The organism is Lentzea flava (genome assembly GCF_014648475.1).
GTDB lineage: Bacteria > Actinomycetota > Actinomycetes > Mycobacteriales > Pseudonocardiaceae > Lentzea > Lentzea flava.
Genome location: NZ_BMRE01000020.1, coordinates 75,130 through 87,406, shown reverse-complemented (window position 1 = coordinate 87,406; position 12,277 = coordinate 75,130). Strand labels below are relative to the sequence as shown.

The following is a 12,277-nucleotide window of genomic DNA, read 5'->3' as shown; positions in this document are numbered from 1 at the left end:
GAGAAGCACGGTCGATCCCTCCGCTCCTAACGTTGTCCGCAACGGACCAGAGCAAACTGGAGGACAGCGAAAATGAGCGGCACCAAGCGAATCCGGCAGTTCCACCGCGTGGTCAGCATGATCTTCATGGCCACCGTCGTCTTCACGGCCGTCGCGCTGACCGTGGACAACTCCGTGGTGTGGGTGTCCTACGTGCCGCTGCTGCCGTTGTTCATCCTCATGGGCACCGGCGTCTACATGTGGTTCCTGCCGTCGATCGCGAAGCGCCGCGCCCGCCGCGCCGCCGCCTAGCCTTCGAGCCGGTTCTCCAGGTGCGTGAGGGTGGCGTTCAACGCCACCCCGTACACCGCGATCCGGCAGGTCAGCCGCTGGAACGTCACGTCGGACGGCGCCACCACCAGGCTGATCACCAGCTCCCGCACCAGCCGCCGCGTCTGCGCGACCAGCACCCCGACGCTCTCGGTGATCTCCGCGAACGCCGCCGACACCGAGCTGAGCCCTCTGATCGCGTCGATGTTGTGCCCCATCAGCCGCTGGTGCTCAGCGGCGCCGTCCCACGCCGGCACGTCCCGTTCGAGGAAGTCCGCGAGCTCGTCGGCCATGGCCCGCTGCTCGACCGCGATGTTCCACCAGGTCGTCGCGTGCGCGGCGATGACGTCCGGCAGTCCCGTCAGCTCGTCCAGCACGTCCCTGAGCGGCCCGATCTGCTCCATGGCCGAGCTGGCCGTCTCCCGTGCGGGCGCGATCAGCGACGGCACGGCGGCCTCGCGGACGGGATCCGGTTCCGGTGGCTTCTCGCCGGCCAGGTCGCACAGCCCGGCCACGATGAGCCGCAGGTTCTCCTCGACGTAGGAGACCAGCTCGTCCTGCCTGACGTGCTTCTCCAGCACCAGCCCGATGATCCACCGGCACAGCCGCCCGTACACGGTCTCGTCGCCGACGACGACCGCGCTGGCCCGGTGGACGGCCGCGAACCGCACGCGCACGGCCTCGATGTGGCAGGCATGGCGGAGGATCTGGCCGGTCACGCCTCCCCCTCGGCTCCAGCGGACGCCTAATCGTAGATCGGTTCCAGCGGCGTGCACCCCTTGATCAGGTCGGCGGCGCGTTCGGCGACGGCGATCGTCGGCGCGTTCGTGTTGCCACGTGGCACCGCCGGCATCACCGACGCGTCGACGACCCGCAGCCCGTCCACACCCAGCACCCGCAGCTGCGGATCGCAGACGGAACCCATCGCGCAGGTGCCGGCCGGATGCCACACCGTCGTCACGGTCTGCCGCACGTAGGCCCGCAGCTCCTCGTCGGTCTGCACGTCCGGCCCCGGCAACAACTCCTCCGTCACGAACGAGGCGAGCGGCCCGCAGGCGGCGATCTCCCGCTGTTCGCGAAGCCCGGCCACCAGCGTGTCGAGATCACCGGGATCGGAGAGGTAGCCGGGGTCGATCAACGGCCGCTCGAACGGATCCGCCGAAGCCAAGGCGACCCGGCCGCGGCTGCGCACCTGCGCGGACACGACGACGAGCGACACCGCCCGCTTCTCCGGATCGATGACCAGCCCGTCCGGCCCCATCGACGCGGCCACGGCGACCGCGTCGTACTGCACGTCCGGCGCCGGCAGATCGGGCCTGGTCCTGGCGAACCCGCCGGCGACGGCGAAGTGCGAGGCGAAGGGCCCCTGCCGTTCCCGCTGCCACACCTCCATCGCCTCTGGCGTGAGCTCCTCGAAGAAGTTCGGCACCTCGGGCGTCGCCCACTGCGCGATGCACAGCGGGTGGTCCTGCAACCCCTCTCCCACCGGCAGATCCACCACCGGCTCGATCCCCAGCTCGCGCAACCGCTCGGCGGGTCCGATCCCGGACAGCATCAGGATCTGCGGGCTCTTCACCGCACCGCTGGACACCACGACCTCGCCAGTCGTCCGCGCTTCCTCCTCGACGCCGTCACGGACGTAGCGCACGCCGACGGCCCGGCCGTCCTCCATCAGCACCCGCGTGACCTGCGCGCCGGTCAGCACCGTCAGGTTGGGACGGTCCAGCGCGGGCCGCAGGTAGCCGGCGGCGGTCGAACACCGCTCCCCGTTGTCCTGCGTGACCTGGTACGGCCCCACGCCGTCCTGTTCGGCGCCGTTGTGGTCGCTGTTCGCGGGCAGCCCGTGCTCCTGCGCCGACAGCAGCCAGGCCTGCACGAGCGGGTGGACGTACCGGGCGTCCTGAACGGACAACGGCCCGCCGACGCCGTGGTGGACCGACTCCCCGCGTCCCTGGTCCTCGGCGCGCCTGAAGTACGGCAACAGATCGGCGTAACCCCAGCCGGCACAGCCGTAGGTGTCGCGCCACGCGTCGTAGTCGGCGCGGTTGCCGCGGATGTAGATCATGCCGTTGATCGACGAGCTGCCGCCGAGCGTGCGCCCGCTGGGCCACGGGACCTGCCGCTTCCCGGCGTCGTCCTGCGGCACGGTGATGTTGTCCCACACGAACCGGCCCTGCCACAGGGTCGCGGCCTGGGCGGGCACGCGCATCTCCTGCGCGTCGTCCTCCGGTCCTGCCTCGATCAGCAGCACCCGGCTCGCCGGATCCTCACTCAGCCGGTTCGCGAGAACACACCCCGCACTTCCGGCCCCGGCAACGATGAAGTCGTGCACAGGAACCCCCGAAGTACTTGTCCTGTCACCACCTTCCTCCTCGCGGCTTGACCCTGCACCACGGTTCAGGGTCCATCGTGATCGCCATGACGCGAGACGTGGCCCGGTGGGGCCGGGCGGGTGCCCTGTACGACCTGGTGGCGAGCATCGCCTTCGTGACGCCCTGGACCGCGGCCGGGATGCTGACCTTGTTCGGCACCACGACCGAGGACCCCATGACCCTGTTGTTCGCCACGTTGTTCGGCACCGTGGTCGTGATGTGGTCGGTCGCCAGGTGGCGGCGCCCGGAGCCGTTGCTGATCGGCATCGACACGGTCGGACGCGGACTGTTCAGCCTCTGGTTCGCGTGGGCGTTGTGGCACGGGCAGACGCCGGTCCTGGCGCTCTTCCTGGTGCTGGAGCTGTTCTGGGGCGCGGCCCAGCTGCGCGCGTTGCTGCGGAGGTAGTTTCCGGTGGTGCGCATATCCGAACTGGCCCGCGCTGCCGGAGTGGGCGTCAGCACCGTGCGGTTCTACGAGCGGCGCGGCCTCGTCGTGCCCACGGCCCGCACGCACGGCGGATACCGCCACTACGACCAGGAGGCGTTGCGGCGGTTGAAGTTCATCCGCCGCGCCCAGCGTCTCGGCTTCACGCTCACCGAGCTGGAGCAGCTCCTCGACGCCGACGAGTTCGGCGACGTGATCACCGAGAAGGTCACCGAGATCGAGGAACGCATCCGCGACCTGGACCGCGTGCGCCTGGCCCTGCTGGAGGTGGCCGAGAACGGCGTGCGGGAGCAGTGCCCGATCATCGCCGCGCTCAACGAGAACTGATCCGCGCCCGGACAGCGCCGGCGTGCGGATGGCCGAGATCCTCCAGGATTCCCAACGCTTCCTGCCACACCGCACGGGCGGATCCGGGGTCACCGGCCGCGAGGTGGCTGTCCCCGAGGTGCACGAGCACGTCAGCGGTCCAGTACCGGTCACCCAGCGACCGGAACACGTCGAGCGAACGCCGGTAGCAGGCGATCGCCTCGGGGTGGTCACCGCGGTGGTGGTGGATGTAGCCGAGGCTGTCCCAGGTCGACGCCTCGCCGTCGGGGTCGTCGAGCTCCTCCAGCAACGCCAGTGCCGCCTGGCACGACGTCAGCGCCTGCTCGAGGTCGCCGAGCAACGCCTGGTACCAGCCCACGGCGTTGAGCGCGCCCGCCTGACCGCGCCGGTGGCCTGCCGCCTCGTACAGCTCCATGGCCTGCCGGGAGTGGTCGAGGGCCTGGCCGAGGTGTCCCTGCCGTTCGCACACGTAGGCGAGCTCGCGGTGGGACCGCGCCTGGCCGATCGGGTCACCGGCCACGTCGAGGCTGCGCCGGTGGTGCAGGTGCGCGTCGTCGAGACGGTCGAGCTGCGTGCTCGCGCGGGCCAGGAAGCGGTGGGCGTGGCTCTGGGCCAGCGGGTCGGCGAGGCGCAGCGCGGCCGCGAGGGCGACGTGGCCGACGGCGCCGAGGTCGAGCCAGTGGCCGCGGCGTTCGAGGAACTCCGCCAGCGCCCAGGCCAGGTGCCCGGCGTGCGGGTCGAGACCGGTGGCGGCGGCGTGGTCGACGGCGGCGAGCAGCACGTGGTGCTCGGCGGTGAACCACGCCAGCGCCTGGTCGAAGTCGCCGAGCCTCTCCGGCCGCACGCCGGGCTGGGGCGACGGCGGGGTGATCACCTCACGGGCCGGGCTCAGCAACCGGGTCGCGGTGTGCGCGGTGTGCACGTAGTGGTCGTGCAGCCGTGTCGTGGCAGCACGCCGTTCCGCGTCGGAGTCGTGGATCCGAGCCTGCTCGGCGGCATAGGCCCGGAGCAGGTCGTGCAGCACGTACCGACCCGGCTGGTGTTCGGTGAGCAGGTGCGCGCGGGTCAGTTCGGCGAGCACAGGCCGGACCGGGGCACCGAAGAGACTGGCGGCAGCGGCGGCGGAGACGTCAGGGCCGGGATGCAGGCCCAGCAACCGGAACAGGCGGGCCGCGGCCGGCTCCAGCGCATGGTACGACCAGGAGAAGACGGCACGGACGTCCGTGGCCGAGTCGCCGCCGTCGAACGGGTCCAGGCCTCCGCGCAGTTCGGCGGCGATGGCCCGCAGCGGAAAGCTGGTGCAGGCGACGCGCGCGGCCACGACGGTCAACGCGATCGGCAGTCCGGAGCAGCGCGTGATGATCTCGTCGGCGGCTTCGGGTTCGGCACGCAGCCTGTCCTCGCCGAGGCGGTCGGCGAGCAGCGCCCGAGCCTCCACTGTGGACAGCAGGTCCAGCGCGAGCGGGTGCGCGCCGTGCGTGGCGACCAGGCCCGCCAACCGGTTCCGGCTGGTGACCAGCACGACGCAGCCGGGACTGCCCGGCAGCAGGGGACGGACCTGGTCGGCGTCACGGGCGTTGTCCAGCACGACGAGCACGCGCTTGCCCGCCACCGTGCTGCGGAACAGCGCGGCCTGCGCGTCCAGGCTCGCCGGGATGCGCTGCGGGTCGACACCGAGCGCGTCGAGGAACGCGCGGACCGCCTCGCCCGGCGCCGTGACCGCGCCGCTGGGGTCGAAACCGCGCAGGTTGACGTACAGCTGACCGTCCGGGAACCGCTCCGCCACCCGATGGGCCCAGTGCACCGCGAGCGCCGTCTTGCCCACCCCTGCCGTGCCGGACACGACGATCTGGTGCTGTCCGTTCATGATCGCGTCGAGCGCGGCCAGCTCGCGGCCTCGCCCGGCGAACCAGCGCGGCGGCGCCGGCAGCTGCCGCGGCACGGGTCTCGCGGCCGGTGAGCTGACCGCCAGCGCCTCGTCCGCCGTCAGCATCTGCTTGTGCAGCAACCTGAGCGCCGGTCCGGGATCGGCGCCGAGCTCCTCGGCCAGCCGCATCCGGATCTGCTCGTACCGCAGCAACGCGTCGGCCTGCCGCCCGCACCGGTACAGCGCCAGCATCAGCTGTCCCGCGAGGCGTTCGTCCAACGGAAACGCCGCCGCCGTCGCCTCCAGCTCGGCCAGCAGCTCGGTGTGCCCGCCCTGGTCCAGCACCAGGTCGTTGCGGTCCAGCAGCGCGGCCGTGCGGCGCGACTGAAGTCCCTGCCGCACGATCGCGAGCCACGGAGTGTCCAAAGTGGAGAAAGGCTCGCCCCGCCACAGCCCGAGCGCCTCGGTGAGCAGGACGACGGCCTGGCCGGGCCGCGCCCGCGCGCGGGCGACCAGGGCGTCGAAACGGTGCAGATCCACCGACATCGGGTCGACGGCCAGCACGTACCCGCCCTGCCGCCCGGTGATGGGCACGTCCGGGACAACCTGCCTGAGCCTCGACACGTACCCGGCCACGGCGTTGCGCGCCCGGTGCGGAACCCGGTCGCCCCACACGCGGTCGACCAGCACGTCGACGGGCACGAGCCGGTTCGCGTCCACCAGCAACGCGGCCAGCACGCACCGCTGCCGCGCGTGACCGACGTCCACCACGTGGCCGCCCACCCGGACCTCGACGTCGCCGAGCAGCCCGAACTCCACCACTGAACTCCCCCTCAGGAGCCGCCGAAGCCTCGAAGCGGAGGGCACATTGTGCACCGACCACTTAAACTGTCCGTCACCGGGACAGGAGGTCTGACGTGGCGGAGACGACGGTCGCCGAGGTGATGGCCGAACTGGCCGCGCTGGAGGACCCGAAGGCACGTGCGGTCAACGAGAAGCACGGCGACGACCACGGCGTGAACCTCGGCAAGCTCCGCGCGCTCGCCAAGCGCCTCAAGACCCAGCAGGACCTGGCACTGGAACTGTGGGCGACCGGCGACACGGCGGCCAGGCTGCTGGCGTTGCTGATCTGCCGCCCCAAGGCGTTCTCCCGCGACCAGCTCGACACGATGCTGCGCGAGGCCCGCCGTCCCAAGGTGCACGACTGGCTCGTGAACTACGTGGTGAAGAAGAGCGCCCACGCCGAGGATCTGCGGGTCGCCTGGTTCTCCGACCCGGACCCGGTGGTCGCGAGCGCGGGCTGGGCGTTGACCACCGACCGCGTGGCGCGCAAGCCGGAGGGCCTGGATCTCGACGCGCTGCTCGACACCGTCGAGGCGGAGATGAAGGGCGCGCCGGACCGGCTGCAGTGGGCGATGAACCACTGCCTGGCCCAGATCGGCATCGAGCACCCTGAGCACCGGGCCCGCGCGATCGAGATCGGCGAACGGCTCGAAGTTCTCAAGGACTACCCGACGCCGCCGAACTGCACGTCGCCGTTCGCTCCCGTCTGGATCACCGAGATGGTGCGCCGCCAGAACGCCTAGCGAACGCCGACTGCCCGGGCACGGGCGGCAGGTCCAGCAGCTGGCTCGCGACGTCGAGGAACTCGCCGCCGCACTGCCACAGCGTGAGATCGGGATCCACGACGAACGGGTCCGCCGGATCCACGTCGTCCTCGCGCACGCGATAGGCCAGCGCCTCCGATTCGGAGAGCGCGAGCACCGTCTCGTTGGTGCCCTTCCACACGCGACGGAACATCACGGCGTTGACGCACGTCAGCCGGTCCTGCACGACAGTCCGCTGAAATCCACGCCGCAGCAACAGTTTCATGCACTCCTGGACACTGCTCACGTTGTGCGCCAAGTCTCCTGCCCCTGCTCGTACGAACTGCCAATTCTGTCCCGACACACCTGTCCACCCGGTGTCCATCACTCGATCAGGGCAACCGTTTGGGGCAGATGCACAACACCACGTGCGTCCGTTCGTGCACAGTGCCGACGAAAGACGACCGCTTCGGGCGATGGCACGGGGCCTGCCGCATGCGCAAGCCTCTGCCGGTGGTCGACATACCGGCACCGAACCCGCTCGCCCCGCTGTACGAGCGGGCGGCGACGCAGATTCCCGCCATCGCCGAACAGGTGCTGGAGGCGTTCTTCGCCAGATCGGCGGCGTACCGGCAGCTACCCCACCAGCTCGTCGACCGCGAGATCACCGAGGCGGTGAGCCGCAACCTCCAGGTCTTCCTGCGGGCCCTGCGCGAACAACGCCCGCCCGCCCCCGAGGAGCTGGCGGCCCAGATCGCCACGGCCGTCCGCAGAGCCCAGCAGGGCGTTCCGCTCGACGTCGTGCTGAGCACCTACCACGTCGCCGCGCACGTCGGCTGGACCGCGATGGCGCGCGTCGCCGAGGAGGACGACGTCGACGACCTGCTCGCGACCGTGCCCGCGCTGCTGCAGTACCTGAGCGTCGCCGTGCCCGCCGTCGCCGCCTCGTACCTCACCGAGCAGCAGGCCCTGCACGCCGAACGCCGCGAGGCCGCCCGCGCCCTGGTCGCCGCTCTCCTGACCGGCCGCGAGGCGGAACCGCTGGCCGAGCGGATCGGTCTCGACCTGGCCAGCCACCACGTGGTTCTCGCCGTTCGGGTGGAGGCACCTCCGTTGGCCGAGGGCGCGAGCAGTCAGGAAGCGAGGCTCGCCGCCCAGGCCCTGGTCCGGCGCCTGCGGGCCGAACTGCCGAAGCACGCGCTCTCCGCACTCGACCACGACGGCGGCACGGTTCTCCTGCCCACCACGGCCGAGACCCTCGACCAGGAACTGGCCGATGCCGCCGACCTGGTCCGCGATCTGCACACCGCCGCGGGCATCGGCCTGGTGGGAGGAATCGCCGCCGCGGAAAGCCGCGAGGACATCCCCACGGCCGCCCGCCAGGCCGCCGACATCGCCGAACTGGTGCAGCGCCTTGGCCGTCCGCCCGGTGCGTACGTCCTCGACGACGTGCTGCTCGAGTACCAGCTCTGCCGTCCCGGTCCCGGCCGCAAACGGCTCGCCCGCGTGATGGACCGGCTGGCCGAACACCCCGACCTGCTGCACACGCTGCGGGAGTTCATCAACAGCGACCACAACCGCCACCGCACGGCCGAGAAGCTGCACCTGCACCGCAACACGTTGAACTACCGCCTGCGCCGCGTCACCGAACTGACCGGCTACAACCCGGCCGATCCCGCGGACATCCGGCTGCTGGCCGCGTCGCTGATCGTCCACGACCTGCGCCCGTGAACGCGAGAAGGCCGCCTGATCGGAAGAGATCAGGCGGCCTTTCAGCTGTTCCGGTTCAGCGGCTGGAGATCAGTCGCCGTACGGGTTCTGGATCGAGACGTGCACGTGGTCGTAGTGACCAGCGGTCACACCGGTGCCGGCGGTGTAGTTGCGCCAGCCCTCGTCGTCGCGGGCAACGCTCCAGATCTTGCCCTGCCAGATCACGTAGCGGACGTCGAGCTTGCTCGCGTACTTCCTGAGCCAGTTGGCGAGCTTCCAGCCCTGCTCCTTCTGCGCCGCCGTCGGGTAGGTGCCGATCGCGTTGGAGATGGTGCAGTCGAGGGCGTTACCGGTGTTGTGGTTGCTCGTCGACGGCTCGTTGCTGCGGTAGTCGCCCACCCAGCAGTCCTTCTCGCCGGTCAGGCGACGGATCTCGTCGTCGACGAACTGCGTGCGCTTCGTCGCCTGGGGCGCGCGGGCCGCCGCCGACGGGTGCGGGTTGTTGTCCGGCGCGCCGTAGGTACCGCCGCCACCACCGCCACCGCTGCCGCTGTCGTTGAGCTTGTGCGAGGCGTTCTCGTTCTTGAGGTCCGAGTTCAGGTTCGCCTTGGTGTTCGCGGCGATCGTCTGCTTCGGACCGGCGTAACCGCTGTTGAAGTACACGGTCACGGGGTGGCCGGTGCGGTTCCAGACCGAGGCGGCCTCGTTCTTCACGCACTTGCCCTTGCCGTTGCCGGCGCCCTTGAACTCGTAGCAGCTGGGCTGCTCGTCGCCGTAGTCGGAAATGGAGGTGTCGAAGTCGGAAACCGACCCCTCCTGGTTGCTGTTGTAGTACAGGCAGAATTCGCCCGACTCACAGACACCGTTGCGGTCCGTGGCGGCGTTTGCCGCGGCCGCACCGAAAGACGCGCTGATCAGCGCGCCCATCATCGTCGCGAGGGCCAATTTCTTGAGCACGATGCGTCCTTCTCTTCTTCGCAGGATCCGGCCCCGCTTAAATCGCCGGAGCCCACTTGGTGCAGGGAAGCTTTTGTTTTCCGCTGGACGCAGCATCTCGACGGCCGCTGACATCTCGCTGACACCCGAAGTCACCGGACAGTCAGCGCCGGACACGGGCACACTGGACTCATGAGCAACAGGGGGACGAACGAATGAGCAGCTACGTGCTCGCTCTCGGCGAGATCGACCGGACTCAGATCGCGGTCGTCGGCGGCAAGGGTGCGAACCTGGGCGAACTGTCACGGATCGAGGGCATCCGCGTGCCGGACGGCTTCTGCGTGACGACGGACGCGTTCCGCGACGTCGTGGAGCCGTCGATCGCCGACCAGCTGGACCGGCTGGCGCGCGTCGCCCCGGACGACCGGGACGCGATCCGCGCCTGCAGCGCGGAGATCCGGGAGACCATCGAGGGAATCGTCATCCCTCCCGGCCTGGCGGCCGAGATCACCGGGGCACTCGACGAGCAGGCCGCCTACGCGGTCCGGTCGAGCGCGACGGCGGAGGACCTGCCGGGTGCGTCCTTCGCGGGCCAGCAGGACACGTACCTGAACGTCGTGGGGCCGGCGGAGATCCTGCGGCACGTCAGCAGGTGCTGGGCTTCGCTGTTCACCGAGCGGGCCGTGACCTATCGCCTGCGCAACGGCTACGACCACCGCAAGGTCACCATGTCCGTGGTCGTGCAGCGAATGGTCTCCCCGCAGGCGTCCGGTGTCCTGTTCACCGCGGACCCCGTCACGTCCAACCGGAAGGTCACCAGCGTGGAGGCCGTCTTCGGCCTGGGCGAAGACCTGGTCTCCGGTCTCGTGAACCCGGACAGCTACAAGGTGCGCGACGGCGAGGTCATCGCCAGGACCGTGGCCTCCGAGCCGACGTTGACGGACGCACAGGTCGTGCGGCTCGCGGAACTGGGCAGGCGGATCGAAGCGCACTTCGGCAGCCCCCAGGACATCGAGTGGTGCCTCGCCGGCGGCGACTTCCAGTTCGTCCAGAGCAGGCCGATCACCACGCTGTTCCCCGTACCGGAGGCCCCGGACCAGGCCAACCGCGTCTACGTCTCGGTCGGCCACCAGCAGATGATGACCGACGCCATGACGCCGCTGGGGCTCTCCGTGTGGCAGCTGACGACCCCGAGGCCCATGGCAGAGGCCGGCGGGCGGTTGTTCGTCGACATCACCCAGATCCTGGCCTCACCGACGAGCCGCGCGGGGTTCCTGGACGTCGCTGGCAAGTCCGACACACTGATCGGTGACGCGCTGCGGACCGTCCTCGAACGCGGCTTCGTCCCGTCGCTGCACGACGACGCCCCCGGCCAGCCGATCCCCGGCGCCACACCGGCCACGATCGAGACCGACCCGGCCGTCGTCACCGAGCTGATCGAGCAGAGCGAGGCGTCCGTCGCCGCGCTGCGCCGCGACATCCGGGACAGGTCAGGTGCGGACCTGCTCGACTTCGTCCTCGCGGACTTCCAGGAACTCAGGCGGATCCTGTTCGACCCGCGCAGCCACCAGGTGATCATGGCGGGGATGCAGGCGTCGTGGTGGCTGGGCGAGCACCTGCGGGACTGGCTGGGCGAGAAGAACGCGGCCGACGTCCTCACGCAGTCCGTCCCCCACAACGTCACGTCGGAGATGGGGCTGGCTCTCCTCGACGTCGCCGACGCGATCCGCCCGCATCCGGAGGTCGTCGCCTTCCTGGAGAACGCCGGCGACGGCTTCCTGGACGAGCTGCCCGAGTTCGACGGCGGGAAGGAGGCACGTGCCGCCATTCAGTCCTATTTGGACAAGTACGGCATGCGGTGCGTCGGCGAGATCGACATCACCAGGCCGCGCTGGAGCGAACGCCCGGCCATGCTGCTGCCGTTGATCCTCTCCAACGTCAGGAACTTCGAACCGGGTGCCGGTGAGCGCCGCTTCGAGCAGGGGCGGCAGGAGGCGTGGCAGAAGGAACAGGAAGTGCTGGAGCGCCTGCGAGCCCTGCCGGACGGCGAGCGGAAGGCCGAGGAGACCAAGCGGATGATCGACCGCGTCCGGACGTTCGCCGGGTATCGCGAGTACCCGAAGTACGGCATGGTCAGCCGCTACTTCGTCTACAAGCAGGCGTTGCTCGACGAGGCCGAGCGCCTGGTGCGCGCGGGAGTGCTCGACGAGAAGGAGGACATCTTCTTCCTGCGGTTCCAGGAACTCCAGGAAGTCGTCCGCACCAAGGAGGCCGACGCCGAGCTCATCCGGCAGCGCAGGGAGGCGTTCCGGTCGTACCAGGCCCTCACGCCACCCCGAGTGCTCACCTCGGACGGCGAGGGCATCTCGGGAACGTACCGGCGTGACGACCTGCCGAGCGGTGCGCTGGTCGGCCTGCCGGTGTCCGCGGGAACCGTCGAGGGCCGGGCCCGCGTCATCCTGGACATGGCGGAAGCCGACCTCGAACCGGGCGACATCCTGGTCACGGCGTACACCGACCCCAGCTGGTCGCCGCTGTTCGTCGCGATCGCCGGCCTGGTGACGGAGGTCGGCGGCCAGATGACCCACGGCGCGGTGGTGGCCAGGGAGTACGGCCTGCCCGCCGTCGTCGGGGTGGAGCACGCCACCCGGCTGATCGAGGACGGGCAACGGATCCGCGTGAACGGAACGGACGGCTACCTCGAGATCCTGTCCTGACCGGAACT

11 protein-coding genes are annotated in these 12,277 nt (G+C 70.3%); 6 read left to right on the top strand and 5 right to left on the bottom strand.

Features of this window, described 5'->3' with window-relative positions; translation table 11 throughout:
- The first annotated feature begins 72 nt into the window (after positions 1-72).
- Positions 73-291, top strand: a complete 219-nt coding sequence (locus tag IEZ09_RS23055; RefSeq protein WP_189255813.1) for a hypothetical protein — start codon at positions 73-75, stop codon at positions 289-291.
- Here the strand turns inward: IEZ09_RS23055 and IEZ09_RS23050 are convergent.
- Positions 288-1,028, bottom strand: a complete 741-nt coding sequence (locus IEZ09_RS23050) for a hypothetical protein (RefSeq protein ID WP_189255812.1) — start codon at positions 1,026-1,028, stop codon at positions 288-290. The two genes, IEZ09_RS23055 and IEZ09_RS23050, sit on opposite strands and share 4 nt — an antisense overlap.
- Before the next feature lie 26 nt (positions 1,029-1,054).
- The gene (locus IEZ09_RS23045; RefSeq protein WP_189255811.1) at positions 1,055-2,641 is read right to left on the bottom strand and encodes a GMC family oxidoreductase; all 1,587 of its coding nucleotides are present in this window, start codon (positions 2,639-2,641) and stop codon (positions 1,055-1,057) included.
- Between the two features lie 86 nt (positions 2,642-2,727).
- On the opposite strand from IEZ09_RS23045, the gene IEZ09_RS23040 reads away from it, so the two are divergent.
- Positions 2,728-3,087, top strand: coding sequence for a hypothetical protein (locus IEZ09_RS23040; RefSeq protein ID WP_189255810.1), 360 nt, complete (start codon positions 2,728-2,730; stop codon positions 3,085-3,087).
- A 9-nt stretch (positions 3,088-3,096) separates the two neighbouring features.
- On the top strand, positions 3,097-3,453 hold the full coding sequence (locus IEZ09_RS23035; RefSeq protein WP_189255809.1) for a MerR family transcriptional regulator: 357 nt from the start codon (positions 3,097-3,099) through the stop codon (positions 3,451-3,453).
- Here the strand turns inward: IEZ09_RS23035 and IEZ09_RS23030 are convergent.
- Complete coding sequence (locus tag IEZ09_RS23030) at positions 3,440-6,139, bottom strand: AfsR/SARP family transcriptional regulator (protein WP_229812859.1); 2,700 nt, start codon at positions 6,137-6,139, stop codon at positions 3,440-3,442. The two genes, IEZ09_RS23035 and IEZ09_RS23030, sit on opposite strands and share 14 nt — an antisense overlap.
- A 98-nt stretch (positions 6,140-6,237) precedes the next feature.
- Between IEZ09_RS23030 and IEZ09_RS23025 the strand changes: the two genes are divergently transcribed.
- Entirely contained in the window at positions 6,238-6,906 is a 669-nt protein-coding gene (locus tag IEZ09_RS23025) for a DNA alkylation repair protein (RefSeq protein WP_189255808.1), read from the top strand.
- Here the strand turns inward: IEZ09_RS23025 and IEZ09_RS23020 are convergent.
- Positions 6,875-7,192, bottom strand: a complete 318-nt coding sequence (locus IEZ09_RS23020) for a hypothetical protein (protein ID WP_189255807.1) — start codon at positions 7,190-7,192, stop codon at positions 6,875-6,877. The two genes, IEZ09_RS23025 and IEZ09_RS23020, sit on opposite strands and share 32 nt — an antisense overlap.
- A gap of 209 nt (positions 7,193-7,401) precedes the next feature.
- Between IEZ09_RS23020 and IEZ09_RS23015 the strand changes: the two genes are divergently transcribed.
- A complete protein-coding gene (locus IEZ09_RS23015; RefSeq protein WP_189255806.1) occupies positions 7,402-8,637 on the top strand; it encodes a helix-turn-helix domain-containing protein in 1,236 nt (411 codons plus the stop codon).
- 69 nt (positions 8,638-8,706) lie between these two features.
- Here the strand turns inward: IEZ09_RS23015 and IEZ09_RS46665 are convergent, their stop codons facing one another.
- Entirely contained in the window at positions 8,707-9,573 is an 867-nt protein-coding gene (locus IEZ09_RS46665) for a peptidase inhibitor family I36 protein (RefSeq protein ID WP_229812858.1), read from the bottom strand.
- Between the two features lie 194 nt (positions 9,574-9,767).
- Here IEZ09_RS46665 and rph point away from each other — a divergent pair, with 194 nt between their 5' ends.
- Complete coding sequence (rph, locus tag IEZ09_RS23005; protein WP_189255805.1) at positions 9,768-12,269, top strand: rifamycin-inactivating phosphotransferase; 2,502 nt, start codon at positions 9,768-9,770, stop codon at positions 12,267-12,269.
- The last annotated feature ends 8 nt before the right edge of the window (positions 12,270-12,277 follow it).

Coding starts and splice junctions, on each gene's coding strand:
- rph (WP_189255805.1), top strand. CDS start 9,768: ATGAGCAGCTACGTGCTCGCTCTCGGCGAGATCGACCGGACTCAGATC.
- IEZ09_RS23040 (WP_189255810.1), top strand. CDS start 2,728: ATGACGCGAGACGTGGCCCGGTGGGGCCGGGCGGGTGCCCTGTACGAC.
- IEZ09_RS23055 (WP_189255813.1), top strand. CDS start 73: ATGAGCGGCACCAAGCGAATCCGGCAGTTCCACCGCGTGGTCAGCATG.
- IEZ09_RS23015 (WP_189255806.1), top strand. CDS start 7,402: ATGCGCAAGCCTCTGCCGGTGGTCGACATACCGGCACCGAACCCGCTC.
- IEZ09_RS23020 (WP_189255807.1), bottom strand. CDS start 7,192: ATGAAACTGTTGCTGCGGCGTGGATTTCAGCGGACTGTCGTGCAGGAC.